Genomic DNA, 17,473 nt, shown 5'->3' with positions numbered 1-17,473 from the left:
ATGCAGGAATCAGTACTAGACAGCGGACAGGAAACTGTCGCATCTTCTTCTATTCACCCAAAACCGAAACTCGGCTTCCTTGGAGTTGGCTGGATTGGCCGAAACCGCATGGAAGTGATTGCCAACAGTGGCCTGGCCGATGTGGCCTATATAGCAGACACAGCAGCCAATAATGCCGATGAAGCCATCAAGTCTGCCCCCGATGCCCGGATCGTGAACTCGCTGGAAAGCATACTGGAGCAGGAGGAAGTAAAAGGCGTGGTTATTGCCACCCCAAGTGCCTTTCATGCTGAGCAAAGCACCTTAAGCCTGGAGGCAGGCAAGTCCGTTTTTTGTCAGAAGCCCCTGGGTCGGAATCTGGAGGAGACCAAAAGAGTTGTGGAAACAGCCCGCCGCCAAAACAAGCTCCTCGGTGTGGACCTGTCGTACCGCCATACCAAGGCCATGCAACAGGTATACAGCGTGGTGCAAAGTGGTGAGTTAGGGCAAATTTACGCCGTAGAGCTAGTGTTCCACAATGCCTATGGTCCGGACAAAGCCTGGTTTTACGAGCCGAAACTTTCAGGTGGCGGGTGCGTGATCGACCTGGGCGTGCACCTGATCGATATGGCCCTGTGGAGTCTGGATTTCCCGGAAGTGACGGAGGTGAAAAGCCACCTGTTCTCTAAAGGAAAGCCGATCAGCATGGCCGAGGGCAAAGTAGAGGATTATGCCACTGCCAGCATCGAACTGGAAACCGGCACCCACCTGCAACTGAGCTGTTCCTGGAATTTGCCTGCCGGTCAGGAGGCCATCATCAGCGCCACTTTCTACGGCACCGAAGGCGGCGTTGCCTTCAAAAACATCAACGGTTCCTTTTACGACTTTGTAGCTGAGCGCTACTATGGCACCAAAGCCGAACGTCTGGTTTCACCTCCGGATGACTGGTCCGGCAAAGCCGGTGTGGCCTGGGCCGAGCGGCTGCAGCAGGGAGAGGGCTTTAGCGAAGAGGCAGAGGAGTACATAAAGGTAGCCGCAGTATTAGATAAAATTTATGGAAGATAATATTATGGAAGCACATCATCCTTCAAAAATCTTAATGACGGCAGACACTGTAGGCGGTGTCTGGACGTACGCACTGGAATTAGTTAGAGCCTTGGCTTCACAGGGCACAGAAGTAGCGCTGGCAACTATGGGCGGTCCCATGAACGAGGACCAGCGCCGGGATGCGGAGAGCATCAGCAACCTGACAGTATATGAAAGCGAGTACAAGCTGGAGTGGATGGACGAACCCTGGGAGGATGTGGAGAAAGCAGGCCAATGGCTGCTGGAGCTGCGTGACCAGGTACAGCCCGACCTGATCCACCTCAACGGTATGGCCCACGGCCACCTCGACTGGGGCAAGCCGGTACTGATGGTAGTCCATTCCTGCGTATTGTCGTGGTGGCGTGCCGTGAAGCAGGAGGATGCTCCGGGGAGCTGGAAGAAGTACAGCGACATGGTGAAACAAGGCCTGCAGGCCGCTGACATCGTGGTGGCACCGACACAGGCCATGATGCACCAGGCTGAGGACCTGTATGGGCCTTTCAAGCAGAGTTCGGTGGTGTACAATGGCCGCGGCCAGCATAATTTCCAGTTCGGACGCAAAGAGCCTTTCGTGTTCAGCATGGGCCGCGTATGGGACGAAGCGAAAAACATCTCAATGCTGGCCCATATTGCATCGGAACTGTCGTGGCCGGTATACATCGCTGGTGAAGACCGTCACCCGGCCACCGGTAAGCAGGTGGAGCTGGAGAACGTCCATTTCCTCGGTCAACTTTCTAACAAAGAAGTATCGGACTGGTTGTCCAGAGCCTCTATCTATGCCCTGCCAGCCAAATACGAGCCATTTGGGTTAACTATTTTAGAGGCAGCCATGTCAGGTTGCGCCCTGGTGGTGGGCAAAACAGAGAGTCAGGCAGAGATATGGGGCAATGCAGCCCGCTACGTTGATCCTAATAGCGCCGATGATCTACGCGACACCATCACCAAGCTTATTGACGATGAATTCTGCCGTAACATCATGGCCTGCCGTTCTGTGAAGCGCTCTCATGGCTATACCTCCGATCAGATGGCGGAAGATTACACACAACTATACAGGCAGCTGACCAAAGCAACAGTAGCAGCTTAAACTTTCAAAATTAAAAAATGAAAATCACCCTTTTCTACCACTCCATCCTCTCTGACTGGAACCATGGCAATGCACACTTTTTGCGTGGCGTGGTGCGAGAGCTGCAGGAGCGGGGGCACGATGTGCAGGTATATGAACCGAAGAACGGCTGGAGTCTCCAGAACCTGATCGAAGGTTACGGCGAAGAGAAGCTGGAAGAGCTGCAGCGCTATTACCCAGGCATTAGCACCAATTTCTATACCTTGGACAGCCTTGATCTGGATGAAGTGCTGCGCGACCAGGACCTGGTGCTGGTGCATGAGTGGAACGAACATGAGCTGGTGAAGCGCATGGGCGAGCACCGCAGCCGAAACAACTATAAGCTACTTTTCCACGACACCCACCACCGCGCCGTGACAGAGCGCGAGAGCATGGCCAATTACGACCTCACGCATTACGATGGTGTATTGGCATTTGGGCAGGTGATCCGGGACCTATACCTGCAGGAGGGCTGGACCTCCCGCGCCTGGACCTGGCATGAGGCGGCCGACACTTCTGTTTTCTACCCGCACGAGCAGGCTGAGAAAGAAGGTGACCTGATCTGGATCGGCAACTGGGGCGATGAGGAGCGGACGGCAGAGCTACACGAGTTCCTGATCAATCCGGTAAAAGAGCTGGGGCTGAAAGCTAAGATCTACGGTGTGCGCTATCCGAAGCACGCGCTGGAGGCACTGGCAGATGCCGGTATCGAGTACGGCGGCTGGTTGCCGAACTACAAGGCAGCTGAAGAATTTGCCCGATATAAAGTAACGGTACATGTGCCGCGCAGACCCTATGTGGAGGCGCTGCCAGGTATACCGACCATCCGTCCGTTCGAGGCCATGGCTTGTGGTATACCTTTGATCTCTTCGCCCTGGGAGGATGCGGAAAATCTCTTCACGCCAGGACAAGACTTCCTGGTGGCCAGAACAGGGGAGGAAATGAAACAGCAGCTGCAGGCGGTACTGAAGGACCCTGCCAAAGCCAGTGAGCTGTCGGAGCGTGGACTGCAGACCATCCGCAACCGCCATACCTGTGCCCACCGTGTCAACGAGCTGGAGAAAGTGTGCGAAGAGCTGGGCATCGAAACCTCAAAAATCTACCTCACCCCAACAGAACAAGTGCTGCAAGATGAATAAGAAACTCAACATTGCTTTCTTTGGCTCCAGCCTCGTGTCGGCTTACTGGAATGGAGCAGCCACCTACTACCGTGGCATTGTGCGTGCCCTCAACGAGCGCGGACACTCGGTTACTTTCTATGAGCCGGATGCTTACGACCGTCAGCAGAACCGCGACATGCCAGACCCGGATTGGGCGAAGGTAGTGGTGTATGAAGCCACAGAGGAAGCCGTATACCAGTGCCTGGAGCAGGCAGCAGAAGCTGATATGGTGGTAAAAGCCAGCGGTGTGGGCGTGTTTGACGAGCTACTGGAGCGCGAGATGCTTAAGCTGCAGACGCCGGAGCGACTGGTGGTGTTCTGGGACGTTGACGCGCCCGCTACCCTCGACCGTGTGCACAACAACCTCACCGATCCGTTCCTGCCGCTGATCCCACAGTATGACATGGTGCTGACCTATGGCGGTGGCGACCCGGTTGTGAAGGCTTATGAAGCATTGGGTGCCAAACGCTGTGTACCGATCTACAATGCTTTGGACACGGCCACACATTTTCCGGTGGAGCCGGAAGAGCGCTTTGCCTGCGACCTGGCGTTCCTTGGTAACCGCCTGCCTGACCGCGAGGCGCGTGTCGAAGAGTTTTTTCTGAATCCTGCCGCGGCTACACCCGACAAGAAATTCATCATTGGGGGCAGTGGCTGGGGCGACAAGCCGATGAGCGAAAACGTAACCTACATTGGCCATGTGTATACCAAAGATCACAACGCCTTCAACTGTACTCCAAAAGCAGTGCTTAACATCAGCCGCGAGAGCATGGCCCGCTATGGTTTCTCGCCGGCTACCCGTGTATTTGAGGCAGCCGGAGCCGGAGCTTGTATTATCACAGATTATTGGGAAGGGATAGACTTCTTCTTCCAACCGGGCGAGGAAATACTCGTAGCAAAGAGTGGAGCTGAAGTAGCCGCCATACTGGCCGAACTGACCGACGAAGAGGCCACACGAATAGGCGAAGCAGCCTATAAGAAAGTGCTTGACGCCCACACCTACAGCCATCGCGCAGAGCAGCTGGAGCAACTACTGTATTCTAAAGTAAAACAACAAGACGAAGCATTGGCATGAACATCGTAATACTTGGCCTTTCCATCACTTCTTCCTGGGGCAATGGCCACGCCACTACCTTCCGCGGGCTCGTGCGCGAACTGCAAAAGCGGGGGCACCACATCCTGTTCCTGGAGCGCGATGTGCCCTGGTACGCCAGCCACCGCGACCTGCCCAACCCCGACTATTGCCAGACAGAGCTCTATACCTCGCTCAACGACCTGAAGCAGCGATTCACTGAGCAGGTGCGGGAGGCCGATATGGTGATCGTGGGCTCTTACGTGCCGGAGGGTGTGCCGGTAGGGGAGTGGGTTTGCAGCACAGCGCAAGGCATCAAGGCATTTTACGACATCGATACGCCGGTCACGCTGGCCAAGCTGGAGCGGCAGGACTATGAGTACCTGCATCCGGACCTGATCCCGCGTTACGACCTATACCTGTCCTTCACCGGCGGGCCTACCCTGGACCTGCTGGAGCAGAAGTACGGTTCACCGAAGGCACGTGTACTTTACTGTTCCTTCGATCCGGAGCTGTACTACCACGAGTACCGTGAGATAAAATGGGACCTGGGCTACCTCGGCACCTACTCCGACGACCGCCAGCCACCGCTCGAGAAGCTGATGCTGGATGCGGCAAGAGAGTGGTCTGACGGCCGCTTTGTGGTGGCAGGGCCGCAGTATCCGGAAAGTGTAAAATGGCCTGCCAATACGCAGCACATTCACCATTTGCCTCCAGCCGAGCATCGCGCCTTTTATAACAGCCAGCGCTTCACGATGAACATCACCCGCGCCGATATGATCAAGGCGGGTTACGCACCTAGTGTGCGCCTGTTCGAAGCCGCCGCTTGCTGCACCCCGATCATCTCAGACTACTGGGAAGGACTGGACACGCTTTTCGACTTCGACTCGGAGATATTGGTATCCTACTCTGCTGCCGATACCTTACGCTACCTGCGGGAGATCTGCAACACCGAGCGCAAGAACATTGGCTCGAGGGCCCGCAAAAAGGTGCTCTCGCAGCACACGGCCGCCCACCGGGCACAGGAGCTGGAGAGCTACGCTGCCGAACTGATGTCACTGAATACTTTGGGTGAAGAGCAGCTGTCGGTAACTAGCTGAACGTATGCTTTCACTTATCCACTAAAAAGCAAGCTACATGATCGAGGAGGAGATAGAGGCACTGGGGCCATGGTTTCACAACCTGCACCTGCCGGGTGGGGAGCAGACGGCGCCAAACCACCGGCTGGGTGATTTCCCGGCCTTCAAATGGAAAGAGCTGGCGCCGGTTATACCTGCCGACCTGTCAGGCTGGGAAGTGCTGGACATTGGCTGCAATGCTGGCTTTTACTCCATTGAGCTGGCCAAGCGTGGCGCAAATGTGCTAGGTATAGACGTGGACCCGCACTACCTGCGGCAGGCAGAATGGGCGGCCAAAAAGTTCGGGCTGGAAGATAAAATCGAATTTCGCCAGATGCAGGTATACGACGTAGCCCGTCTTGACCGCAAGTTCGACCTGATCTGGTACATGGGCGTGCTTTACCACCTGCGTTACCCGCTCCTGTCTTTAGACATCCTCTCACAGAAACTGCGCCGCATGATGGTGTTTCAGACGCTCACTATGCCAGGTGCGGAGGTCGCTGAGGTGCCTGATGATTTCGGGCTACACGACCGGCAGCGGATGCTGGATGAGAGTTGGCCGAAGATGGCTTTCATAGAAAAGAAAATGGCGGGGGATATCACCAACTGGTGGGCGCCCAACCATGCCGCCATCGAGGCGATGATGCGCACCTGCGGCTTGCGGGTGGTGCAGCGTCCGGGCCACGAAGTCTATGTGCTGGAACTGGATGAGGAACTGCAGCAACAGCAACAGTGGAATCAGTCGGAGTACCTGTCAGCCACCGGCCAGGACTGGACCGAGGCGGTGAAGGCGAAAGTGGAAGATAAAAACCAGTACATGGTTTCAGGAGCCAACGGACAGAAATAACAAAGCTTGTATTACATACCTTTGCCACGCATGCTGCACCAATGTAACATGCGTGGCAAATTTTTGATGCGCTATACCTGAGCGCTATACGATGACTGATAAAATGAAAAAAGGAATAGAACGCTGGAAGACGCTGAAGTCGCAGGTGGTATTTGAACACAAATGGTACACCCTGCGCCGCGACCACGTGGAGCTGCCCAACGGGCATGTGATGGACGACTACTTTGTGAGCGTGCGGCCGGATGTGGTGTTGACGTTCCCGCTGACAGAGGACGGACACGTGCTGTTTGTGCGCCAGTACAAGCATGCCGCTGCCGATATCTTTATTGAACTGCCCGGTGGCGTGATCGATGCGCATGAAACGAACCCACTGGAGGCAGCAAAAAGGGAATTGCTCGAGGAGACCGGCTATACCACCGACGAAATAGAACCTGTGCTGCAGGTGATCGACAATCCGACCAAAGACACGAATAAGATTTACTATTACATCGCCCGCAACGTGCGTGAAGTAGCCGCTCAGGATCTCGATGAGAGTGAGCATATCGAGGTCCTGAAAGTGCCTCTGCAGGAGGTGGAGCAGATGATCCTGAGTGGCCAGGTCAATGTGGCCGGCTCCATTGCACTCTGCCTGCTCGCCCTCCGGAAGCTGGGTGTTTAGTGTTTACTGATCTACCTGCCAGGCAGTGGCTGCTATGATGTTGATGCCTTTCCAGTGTAAGGTAAAGCCTGCTGTGTGTGGGGCGAGGCTGAATTGTGGGTGCAGGTCCAGCTCCTGGTGTATCTGGGCTGCTGCTATCTGGCATGGAGCTGGTTTAAACCCATTGCGTGTCAGGCGGTGCTGCCAGGCATCCAGCCGTTCATGGCGCTCTACTCTGTCGCTCCCCTCAAAAGCTACCACATTGAGAATCTCCCTGCCAAAAAACTCCTGCTCAATCACACGGCGCTCTGGCATATCGGCTGGTAACAGCGTGTCCAGCACATCAAACACGGTATGGTAGTGACGCAGCGACTCGCGCAGGCGTGGCAGGAAGTCAAGGCGGTTATGTTCTGAGTCGGGTTCTGTCAGGGTGAGCAACTGCGGACGCAGCGCCCGGATCTGCTGCAGTACCCGATCACGCTGGTCAGGTATAGACACCAATTCATCGGCGAGGTGGTGCAGGGTAAGAGCCGCGTTCACGATCAGGGTATGGGAAGCGTCAATCTCCAGTGACTGCAAATCAAAGTCCTCCAGGCGGGTTGCCACATAGGTATAGCTGAAGTCCAGGCCTAACCGCTCGGCGTGCGCGCTCAGGCGGGAACCAGTAGCCTGTAGCTTGTAAGCCGGATCAGGGTTGCTGCCATCCGGTATATCGATGCCTGTGAGGTGCAAAACAGGACGCTCGCCCGGCAGAGCTGCCAGCTGCTCCATCAGGTGGAACCACTGCAAGCCGCTGCCTATACCTAAGTCGAGCAGGTATACCGATGCCTTACCGGCAATGGCAGAAAGTATAGCGTGATTAGCAAAGCGATGCCCGAAAGTAACCAGCGGCGTAGCTGTAACCAGCACATTAAAGGCCGCGATCATGTCCATTTCCCCAAAGTTAGAGGCATATAAGTTGCCTGACGCTTTCGATGTGCTTTGCTGACAACGCAATGCCAAAGCCCGTGCAAATGCCTGCGCAATGCGGCCTTCTGCACCAGTCTGTTCAGCGGCTCTGTTCAGCAAATCATGCGTATTGGCTGCGGCCTCTTCAGGTTGGTCCTGCACCTGGTAGCCCAGGTCAAGCACTTGAGCCAGCAGGGGTTGTGTGGCGTATACGCGGGAAGGATGTAGCAGTTCTTGTAGCATTTGCAGGAGGTATAACTGATGTTCGTCAGGCCCGATAGTCAGGCGCAAGGTATGGTGGTCGGCCCGGCGCACCAGGATGTTGTTGGCAAGCAGGTAACTGTGTATGTCATCGGCACTGTAACCTCCGGCATCCAGCAGCAGAAAATTGCCTTGTGATGGCCAAAACTGTACGCCTATCCTTTGCAGCGCCTGCTCCAGCTTGGTTTTGCCGGCCTGTGTGGCTTCCAGGGTCATGTGCAGGAAGTTCTCGTCATCCAGAGCAGCCAGTGCGGCAACCTGAGCCAGCTGGTTCACATTGTAGGGTTGTTTTACTTCGTGTACCTGCTCAATCAGGTGCCGCTGCGCGATCATGTACCCGATGCGGACAGAGGCTAGTCCATAGGCCTTGGAGAAGGTGCGTAACACTACCAGGTTATGATAGCGGGGGAGCATCGCCACGGCATCAGCACAATCAGGAGCCGTAACATATTCTATATAAGCCTCATCAACTACAACGGTCACATGTGCAGGAATATGGTCGAGCACCTGCTCCAGCTCAGCAGTTGTCAGGTATGTGCCGGTTGGGTTGTTAGGGTTGCAGATGAAACAGAGTCGGGTGGAAGGGCGTAGCTGGCGCATAAAGGCCTGCATGTCGATCCGGAAAGCACTTGTAAGTGGAATTTCGGTGCAGGGGATGCGCAGTGCACGGGCTTCCTGGCAATACAGTGGATAGGAGGGCGTGAAAGTCAGCACTTCTCCATCTTTGTCGTGACCGCAGAAGCGGCGCACGAGCAGCGAAATCAACTCCGCCGAACCGCTGCCTACTGTAATCTCATCTGCCTGTACTCCCAGTTTCTTAGCCAGTGCGTGTCGCAGGTCGGCTGCATCAGGTGTTGGGTAGCCATGTATGCTGGTGAGGGCTTGTTGCATGGCAGCCAGTACCTGTGGAGATGATCCAAACAGGTTTTCATTGGTAGCAGCCTGATAAGGGAGGCGTTTATTTTCCATAGACAGATTGTTGCGGCACACTATTTAGCATTGCAATATAGCAATTCAAAAATGCATATTATACTCTGGATACGGTTTAAGCATAAAAAAATAATACCAAAGTTAAATTGGTGAAAAGTGCGCTTTAAGGCAGAGTAACTAATTGACTGAAAATGTTGTATATACAATTATTGCAAGCGTTATTGCACCCTATTTTAGACATTTTCGATATGAAGTTAGAACATGAATTAAAGATGCCAAACTTCAGGAGCCCTTATCAGAAAGCCTCCCTGAATCTGATGTTCACGGGTGAGTGGATGATGGCAAGGGTCGACAGCCTGCTCAAGCCCTATGACATTTCTTCACAGCAGTACAATGTGCTGCGCATCCTCCGGGGGCAGCAGGGCAAGCCCATCAACCTCTTTGCCATACAGGAGCGAATGCTGAACCGCATGAGCAATGCCACCCGCCTGGTTGAGAAGCTGCGCCTGAAGGGGCTGGTTACCCGAGAGCTTTGCGAGCAAAACAGACGCAAGGTAGAGATCGCCATCACAGACAAGGGGATGGAGCTGCTCGACAAGCTAGACCCACTGATGAAGCAGCTCGAAGAAGACACATTTAAGAACTTGTCGGCTGAAGATGCGCAACACCTGAGCGATACACTGGACCGGGTGAGGGAGCAGTCTTCAGCCAAAGATGCTGGTTAAACCCTATGTTTTTCGGGGGCCGTAGTCTTATCTAAACAATACATCCAGAAGACTATGGCAGGAAAGATAATAGACAAACTAGCAGGGGACTTTGAGCAGGATCCGGAGAACGTGGCGCTGAGCCCGGAGGCTCGTCATTTGATAGAGGCGGCTTACGAGGGAATACCCGGCGATGTAGTGATCGACTACCACACGCACATGCTGGGGCTCGGCAACAGCAACTCGGGCATTTGGGTAAACCCGGATATGGAAAGCTTCTTTCATCCGGAAGATAAAACCAAGTTTCATGTATACCTGAGCGCCTCAGGTATAGAAGACAGAGAGCAGGCAGACCAGCAGTACCTGCAAAGGTTCCTCACCCTGATCCGGCACATGCCTTTCCCGACAAAATGTATGGTACTGGCGCTCGACAAAGCCTACAACGAAGCAGGAAACGAAAACCTGGACAACACGAAGGTATACGTGCCCAACGACTATGTGCTGGAGGTATGCCAGCAGCATCCCGATGAATTGATTCCCTGCATATCGGTGCATCCCTACCGGACCGATGCTGTGGCAGAACTGGAGAAGTGGGCCAGCAGAGGGGTGCGGGTGGTGAAGTGGATCCCGAACGAAATGAACATCGACGCCTCTAGTTCCAGGTGCGATGCTTTTTACGCCAAGATGGTGGAGCACGACATGGTGCTGCTCACCCACACCGGCGACGAAGATGCCCTGAAAGTGATCGGACTGCAGCACCTGGGTAACCCGCTCCTGTTCCGCAGTCCATTGGAGAAGGGCGTGAAGATTATTATGGCCCACTGCGGCGCATTGGGAGATAATGAAGATATAGAGGAAGAGAAGAAGCCCAAAGAAAAGAACTACAAGCTCTTCCTGCGCCTGGTGGATGATCCACAGTACGAAGGGCAACTCTTCGGCGATATTTCGGCCCTGATTCAGATTAACCGGCAAGGGGAGCCTCTTAAAGCCATACTGGAGCGGCAGGACCTGCACCACCGCCTCATCAACGGCAGCGACTATCCATTGCCCGCTATCAATGCCGTGGTATCTACTAAACTGCTGGCCCAGATGAACTACCTGGAGCAGGAGCATGTGGAACCGCTCAACGAGGTCTACACCAAAAACCCACTGCTATTCGACCTGGTGCTCAAGCGCACGCTGCACCACCCCGATAATAAGGAACTGCGGTTTAACCCATCTATTTTCGGGGAGCATCCGGCTCTGCGCTATATCATAAATAGTGTGACGCATGAGAGCAGGAGAGGCTGAGTCAGAAAATTAAGGATAAACCTGACTAACCCACCCCTGCTGCGCTTCGTTTAACCATGGCACACTTACATGAAAACTATGGAACAGGACCAAACCACCTTGTTAAAAGATTATACCATGGAAGAGAAGGGCGCCTACCTGGCCGCGCTTGCTTCCATCGCCTCTGCTGACGGATACGCTTCTGAGGAAGAACTTGAATTTCTGAGGGTACTCAGCGAAGCAGCCGAGATGCCGGAGAACGTGGAGGAGGAGGTGATCTCGATTGCTAAAAATCCTTCGCAGATCAGCGTGCAGCGGGTGCTGGATGTGCTCAAGCGGAGTGAATTGCGCTTCTCTTTCATTACCGATATCATCAGTTTTGCCAAGGCCGATGGCGATTATACCCAGGAGGAGCAGAAGCGGATACAGGAAATGGCCACCTATTTGGGGGTGGACCAGAAGCAGTATAGTCTGCTGGAGCAGTTCGTAAACAAGGCGGATGAGGCGCAGCAGCATGGAGAAGACCCGAGCGCTCCGGACTTTGTGAACAAAAACGGCTTCAGCGACATGTTTAAGAACGCTGGTATATCGCCGCAGATGGTGCAGGGTATACTAGGTATAGCAGCGCCTATTGTGCTGGCCCGCATGATGAGTGGTGGCAGACGCCGCCGTGGGGGCATGATGGGCGGTATGGGCGGCGGCCTGCTGGGAGGTCTGCTCGGCGGCATGATGATGGGCCGGGGCGGCCTGATGGGTGGCGGCAGACGCTCTACTAGCGGCCTTGGCTCCATGGCATCGGTGCTGGGCGGGCTGAATGGCCGGAACCGCTACGGCAGCATGGGCTCCGGCGGACTGGGTGGTTTACTAGGAGGTCTGCTTGGTGGCAACAAACGGGGCGGCGGTACGAGCTGGTAGGTAGATCCCGACATGCACTATACCTGATGTGCAGGTATAAAACAGAAACAGGGCTGGGGGTGCTACACCTCCAGCTCTAATTTTATAAGCCTTCTCAGGTCCTCTTCCCGCAGGAGTCCCCGCACCATTTTGTCTGCAATAATAAAGGTCGGGACAGCCTGTATACCTGCTTCCTCGTAAGCATGGCGTAGCGCCTTTTGGTGTGCCTCCTTATACCTGCGCGACTCCAGCGCCTGCCGGAATTCCTCTTCATCCAGGCCTACTTCACCAGCTAGTTTCGTGAGCACTTCTACATCTCCGATATCCTGTTCTTCCTGAAAAAAGGCTGTGAACATGCGGTGGGTATACGCCTCGCCTTTTCCCTGTTCCTGCGCATACTGATAGCCTTCGAACGACAGATGCGTGTAAGGCTGCGGCGATACTTTGGGTAGCACGATGTGTATGCCGAGTTGCTTTGCCATGGGGTAGACTGAACTCTCCCAGGTCGACTGCAAATACTCGCCCTCTGGTTTGAGCGTAGGGTTCGGGTAAGGACGCAGCTCAAAAGGCATCCACTCCACCTGTACCTGATCCTCTATACCTCGCAAAGCCTTTTCGAGCACCTGCTCACCAAAGAAGCAGTAGGGGCAAACGTAATCTGAATATACTTTTATCTGTAGCATGTTATTTCTCTTTGTGAACTTTATTCTACCACATGGCCCTGCCTTTTGTTTAAAGTGGAGTTGCCAGACTAGCTTTATACCTTTCTTTAAGTAGTTTTAAGGACATTTTCTAAACTCACCAGACACGATGCTAAAAAACAAGTTCCTATACCTGGCGCTCGCCCTGACACTGGGCATTGGTAGCTGTCAGCAACAACCGCAGCAAACTACCGCAGCCTCAGGCGCACAACAAGCCGAAGAGAAAGTATACTACCCGGGCAAAGGGGATGATTGGGAAAAGAAGCAGCCGGAACAGTTAGGTATGGACGCTGCGCTGCTGCAGGAGGCGGTGGCCTGGGCCAAACAGCAGGAAACTACCCAAATGCCCAAGGACTTCTCCACGCAAGAGGAGATTTTCGGCAAAATGCTCGGCCCTATACCTAATGACAGAGCCAGTACCAACGGTGTCATCCTCAAGAACGGCTACATTGTGGCAGAGTGGGGCGAGACGGAGCGGGTAGACCCCACCTATAGCGTGGCTAAAAGCGTGCTCTCCACTATACTGGGCATAACGATTGACCGCGGCATGATCAAAGACATTCAAGACCCGGTGGCGAATTATGTACAGGACGGCGGCTATGATTCGGAGCAAAACCGCAAGGTAACCTGGGAGCACCACGTGCGGCAGACCAGCGAATGGGAAGGCGAGTTGTGGGGTAAGAAACACGACTTTGTGGGCAAGGAAGAATACGGCCGTGGTGAACGTAAACCACGTGAGCTGCAGGAGCCAGGCACCTACTACGAGTACAACGACGTGCGCATCAACCGTTTTGCCTTGTCACTGCTGCGCCTCTGGAAGAAGCCTTTGCCTGAGGTTTTCGAAGATGAAGTGATGGATCTGATTGATGCATCCAACACGTGGCAGTACGTGCCTTACCGCAATTCCTATGTGGAGATAGACGGCAAGCGCATGCCCTCGGTAAGCGGCGGTACCCGCTGGGGCGGCGGTCTCTGGATCAACGCCCGCGACGAAGCCCGCTTTGGTTACCTTTTCCTGCGCAACGGTCGCTGGAAAGATAGGCAAATCGTGTCAGAAGGCTGGGTGAAGGAAGCGACTACCTCTCGGGGACCTGTTGGTCCGGACTACGGCTATTTGTGGTGGCTCAACACCGAAGGCAAAGCCTGGCCAAGCGCCCCGACTACCAGCTATGCCGCCTTAGGCGCCGGGCAGAATACCATCTGGGTTGACCCGGAGCATGATATTGTGATTGTGTGGCGTTGGCATAATGGGAATCCGGATGAGTTGATTAAACGGGTGCTGGCAGCGGTGAAGGAATAAAACAAAACGAGCCGACTCTTTTGAGTCGGCTCGTTTTGTTTCAGCTTATACCTTATCGATTAATGACGGCAGGTGCAATGCTCGCCAGCTATACCTTCGAAGCGGGTGTCGGTGCCTTCGTGCCAGTCAAAGGCGGTGGCGTACTTGTTGTTTTCCCACCAGAATTTGCCCGGCTTGCGGTCGTAGTTGCCTACTTCGTTCATAGTAGCGGCATCAAACAGACGGCCGTTTACCATGGTGTAGCGCACGTGCTCCGAGTTCTGGATGTTCTCCAGTGGGTTCTGGTCCAGCACGATCAGGTCGGCCAGTTTGCCAGTTTCCAGGGAGCCGATCTCTTTGCCCATGCCCAGATACTCCGCACCGTTCAGGGTCGCGGCACGCAGGGCTTCCATGTTGGTCATGCCACCTTGCTGCAGCATCCAAAGTTCCCAATGCGCGCCAAGGCCTTGCAGCTGTCCGTGGGCACCGAGGTTTACTTTCACGCCGGCATCAGTCAGGGCCTTGCAGGCTTCAGATGTTTTGAAGTAACCGTTGCGGTACTCTTCGTCCGGCACCTGCATCACAAAGCGTGAGCGACCATCGATCACAGAGCGCGGTGTGAACTTCAGGAGTCTTTCTTTCTCCCATACCTTGGTGTTCTGGTACCAGTAGTACTCGCCGCTGGTAGCGCCATAGTTCACAATCAGGGTAGGGGTATAGCCGGTTTTGGAGGCTTTCCAAACTTCTACCACGTCTTTGTAGAGTGGTGCGATCGGGATGTTGTGCTCAATACCGGAGTGACCATCTAGGATCATGCTCATGTTGTGGAAGAAGGTAGAACCACCTTCCGGCACCACGGTCATGTCCAGTTCGCGGGCAGCCTGAATCACCTGCTGGCGTTGCTCACGGCGAGGCTGGTTGTAGCTCTTCACAGAGAAACCACCGGCAGCCTGAATGCGGCGCAGGTGCGAACGGGCATCATCGAGACTATTGATCACGGCTTTAAAGTTACCATCAGCTCCGTACAGGATTGTACCTGTTGAATAGATTCTAGGACCTACCATGTGGCCTGCCTTCACGGCTTCAGACTGGCTGAACACCATCTCTGTAGTAGAAGACGGGTCGTGCGTGGTCGTTACACCGTAAGCCAGGTTAGCCAGATAGGACCATTGTTGTTTCGGGCTCATGCCGTTGCGGAAGGTACCGAGGTGCGCATGTACGTCTACTATACCTGGCATAATGGTCTTGCCGCTGGCGTCGATCACTTTGGCGTCTTTCGGCACGGCTATACCTTTGCCTACCGATACAATGCGGTTGCCATCGATTATGATCGTACCGCCTTCAATCACTTCATCGCCCTTCATGGTAATGATGCGGGCGTTGGTGAAGGCTACTTTGCCTTGCGGAGCGTCTGTCTTGAACTCCAGCCCAATCTTTATACCTGTCGTATCGATGGCAGGCAGCTTTTCCGGAGCCCCTTCCAGGAAAGCAAAACGGTCTTTCAGGTCGTTGGAGAAGTACTCATCGCCCAGCACCCAGTTTACTTTCTTGCTGTCGCCTGACCAATGCACGCTCGTGCCGGCGTCTTTGGTGAAGCGGGCAACCGGAACAGCCTTGGTCTCCGCGCTCAGTTCCATACCTGCCCCGTTAGCCGAGAATGGCACAACATAGCCGTTGAACAGCTCCACAAACGCCAGCCACTTGTTATCCGGGCTTGGGTAGAACTGGTCGGTATAGGTAGAGGTATAGTGGGTACGTTCATGGTTGCCGTTCAGGTCCACGCTCTTGAAGGTATACTTACCACCTCCGCCAGCCGTAAAGAAAATGCGGTCAGACGAAGCGTTAAACAGCGGATTGAAACCGTTTTTCTGGATCAGTTTCGGGTTTTTGCCGTCGGCTGTCATGTAGTAGGTGCCGCGCTCGTTGCCATGCGCATAGCCCATGTGGTTGTTACCGCCGTCTTTGCTATACACGATTAGCTTACCGTTTGGCGAGAAAGAGGCGTTGGTATAGAAGCCTTTCTCAGATGTCAGTTTAACTGGTTTTGCGTTCTTCTTGCGGATGTCCACTTTCACCAAAGCACCCAGGTTCTCATCGTCCCAGGTAGAGAACACGAGCGTCTTGCCATCTGGCGAGAAAGCCGGGTAGAATTCGAAGTCCTTGCCATTGGTCACACGCTCGGGCTTGCCGTTTGGCAGTTCTTTTTTGTAAATATGACCAGCTGCGTTGAACACGAGTAGCTTGCCGTCAGGTGAAGTCACAGCATGGCGGATGGCCTTGGCGGTGAACTGCGCCGGCGAAACGCCTTCCTTGCTGAAGTCGTGGCGAACGGCTTCGGCGATGTGGTGCGTGGCGGTTGCTTCGAAAGGTATGTTGGTTACTTTCTGGCTGGCTACATCGATCTTATTGATCTTGCCATTGGCCCAGAACACCAGGCTCTTGTTGTCAGGCGTCCATGAGAAGTATGGGTATACCCCAAAAATGGCCCATGCTTCCTGCTGGTCGTTGCTCAGCTGGTCGTAGATCGGCCACTGTTCACCTGTTTTCAGGTCGTGGATGAAGAGGACAGATTTGGTACGCACGCGGCGGACAAAAGCCAGCTGCTTGCCATCGCGGGAGATCACCGGACGAACCGAACCGCCGTTTCCGGTCACCACGTTCTCGATCTCGCCTGTGTTGCGGTCTACGCGACGAATCACGTAGATCTGGCCATTCGGGTCTTTGTTGTACTCGAAGGTAGAGCCGCCGCTCATGTCTTCAGAGAAGTACACATACTTGCCGTCAGGCGACACCACGGGCTCACCAGCGTCCTGCTGGTCATTTTTGCGCTTGGTCAGCTGCACGCCGCTACCGCCTGATCTGTGGTACATCCACATCTCACCGGCACCCAGCGAACGGGAGGCTGTGAAGTGCTTGCGGGCAATCAGGTACTCCCCGTCAGGCGTCCAAACGGCGTTGTTCAGAAGCCGGAAGTTCTCTTTGGTGATTTGCTTGGCGTCAGAACCGTCGCGCTTCATCACCCAGATGTTGTCGCCGCCACCCGCATCGGAAGTGAAGGAGATGAACTTGCCGTCGGGGCTGAAGCGGGGCTGCACCTCGTAGGCACGTCCGCTGCGGAGCAACTTGGCCTTGCCACCGGACATAGGCATGATGTAGATGTCGCCGAGCATGTCGAACACAATCTCCTTGCCGTCCGGACTTACGTCCACGCTCATCCAGGTGCCTTCGTCGGTTGTTACGGTAATTTCTTTTTGCGGACCGCGGGCTTCTTCCACGTTCCACTTATTGTCTTTTTTGTCCTGCGCCGTGGCTGTGCCCAAAGGTAAGGCAAGCGCCGCCGCCAGGAACATACTCAGATAGGTATGCTTCTTCATGACAGGGTGTTTGTCGATTAGATTAGTTTAGATTCTCAAATTTAAGGATTTGAGTGGAGAAATCAGAAAAGGTTTAAAGTGGATGATTACCTGTGCACGATTCGGACACATC

The 17,473-nt window shown here is 54.4% G+C and carries 14 protein-coding genes; 11 read left to right on the top strand and 3 right to left on the bottom strand.

The genetic code is table 11. The annotated features are described in order from the left end of the window. The 7 genes from AC5FXQ_RS01455 (at position 1) to AC5FXQ_RS01425 (ending at position 7,022) form a co-directional block, all read left to right on the top strand. A complete protein-coding gene (locus AC5FXQ_RS01455) occupies positions 1–1,044 on the top strand; it encodes a Gfo/Idh/MocA family protein (RefSeq protein ID WP_493600727.1) in 1,044 nt (347 codons plus the stop codon). After that, complete coding sequence (locus AC5FXQ_RS01450) at positions 1,034–2,149, top strand: glycosyltransferase family 4 protein (RefSeq protein ID WP_493600726.1); 1,116 nt, start codon at positions 1,034–1,036, stop codon at positions 2,147–2,149. The genes AC5FXQ_RS01455 and AC5FXQ_RS01450 overlap by 11 nt, the downstream gene beginning before the upstream one ends. 17 nt (positions 2,150–2,166) lie before the next feature. Continuing rightward, the gene (locus AC5FXQ_RS01445) at positions 2,167–3,306 is read left to right on the top strand and encodes a CgeB family protein (RefSeq protein WP_493600725.1); all 1,140 of its coding nucleotides are present in this window, start codon (positions 2,167–2,169) and stop codon (positions 3,304–3,306) included. Continuing rightward, complete coding sequence (locus AC5FXQ_RS01440; protein ID WP_493600724.1) at positions 3,299–4,402, top strand: CgeB family protein; 1,104 nt, start codon at positions 3,299–3,301, stop codon at positions 4,400–4,402. Before AC5FXQ_RS01445 ends, AC5FXQ_RS01440 begins: the two co-directional genes overlap by 8 nt. After that, positions 4,399–5,499: a CgeB family protein gene (locus AC5FXQ_RS01435; protein WP_493600723.1), complete on the top strand. Its 1,101-nt coding sequence runs from the start codon at positions 4,399–4,401 to the stop codon at positions 5,497–5,499. Before AC5FXQ_RS01440 ends, AC5FXQ_RS01435 begins: the two co-directional genes overlap by 4 nt. Before the next feature lie 37 nt (positions 5,500–5,536). Next, the gene (locus AC5FXQ_RS01430; RefSeq protein WP_493600722.1) at positions 5,537–6,364 is read left to right on the top strand and encodes a TIGR04290 family methyltransferase; all 828 of its coding nucleotides are present in this window, start codon (positions 5,537–5,539) and stop codon (positions 6,362–6,364) included. A gap of 103 nt (positions 6,365–6,467) precedes the next feature. Beyond that, the gene (locus AC5FXQ_RS01425; protein ID WP_493600721.1) at positions 6,468–7,022 is read left to right on the top strand and encodes an NUDIX hydrolase; all 555 of its coding nucleotides are present in this window, start codon (positions 6,468–6,470) and stop codon (positions 7,020–7,022) included. 3 nt (positions 7,023–7,025) lie between these two features. On the opposite strand, the gene hisC is transcribed toward AC5FXQ_RS01425, so the two are convergent. Further along, entirely contained in the window at positions 7,026–9,179 is a 2,154-nt protein-coding gene (gene hisC / locus AC5FXQ_RS01420; RefSeq protein ID WP_493600720.1) for a histidinol-phosphate transaminase, read from the bottom strand. A 209-nt stretch (positions 9,180–9,388) separates the two neighbouring features. Here hisC and AC5FXQ_RS01415 point away from each other — a divergent pair, with 209 nt between their 5' ends. The 3 genes from AC5FXQ_RS01415 (at position 9,389) to AC5FXQ_RS01405 (ending at position 12,028) form a co-directional block, all read left to right on the top strand. Beyond that, complete coding sequence (locus AC5FXQ_RS01415) at positions 9,389–9,865, top strand: MarR family winged helix-turn-helix transcriptional regulator (RefSeq protein WP_493600719.1); 477 nt, start codon at positions 9,389–9,391, stop codon at positions 9,863–9,865. A gap of 54 nt (positions 9,866–9,919) precedes the next feature. Continuing rightward, positions 9,920–11,134 carry an amidohydrolase family protein gene (locus AC5FXQ_RS01410; protein WP_493600718.1) on the top strand — a complete coding sequence of 405 codons (1,215 nt, stop codon included), beginning with the start codon at positions 9,920–9,922 and terminating at the stop codon, positions 11,132–11,134. Positions 11,135–11,203: 69 nt separating this feature from the next. After that, entirely contained in the window at positions 11,204–12,028 is an 825-nt protein-coding gene (locus AC5FXQ_RS01405) for a tellurite resistance TerB family protein (RefSeq protein ID WP_493600717.1), read from the top strand. A gap of 62 nt (positions 12,029–12,090) precedes the next feature. Here the strand turns inward: AC5FXQ_RS01405 and AC5FXQ_RS01400 are convergent, their stop codons facing one another. Continuing rightward, positions 12,091–12,690 (bottom strand): DsbA family oxidoreductase, encoded by a 600-nt coding sequence (locus AC5FXQ_RS01400; RefSeq protein WP_493600716.1) that lies wholly within the window; start codon positions 12,688–12,690, stop codon positions 12,091–12,093. Between the two features lie 127 nt (positions 12,691–12,817). On the opposite strand from AC5FXQ_RS01400, the gene AC5FXQ_RS01395 reads away from it, so the two are divergent. Further along, a complete protein-coding gene (locus tag AC5FXQ_RS01395; protein WP_493600715.1) occupies positions 12,818–14,008 on the top strand; it encodes a serine hydrolase domain-containing protein in 1,191 nt (396 codons plus the stop codon). Positions 14,009–14,067: 59 nt separating this feature from the next. Here the strand turns inward: AC5FXQ_RS01395 and AC5FXQ_RS01390 are convergent, their stop codons facing one another. Further along, positions 14,068–17,361: an amidohydrolase family protein gene (locus tag AC5FXQ_RS01390; RefSeq protein WP_493600714.1), complete on the bottom strand. Its 3,294-nt coding sequence runs from the start codon at positions 17,359–17,361 to the stop codon at positions 14,068–14,070. Positions 17,362–17,473: the final 112 nt, after the last annotated feature.

This window comes from Pontibacter sp. LHS1 (assembly GCF_058932855.1).
The sequence above is the reverse complement of the archived record's forward strand: the minus strand, read 5'-3'. Positions and strand labels throughout refer to the sequence as shown.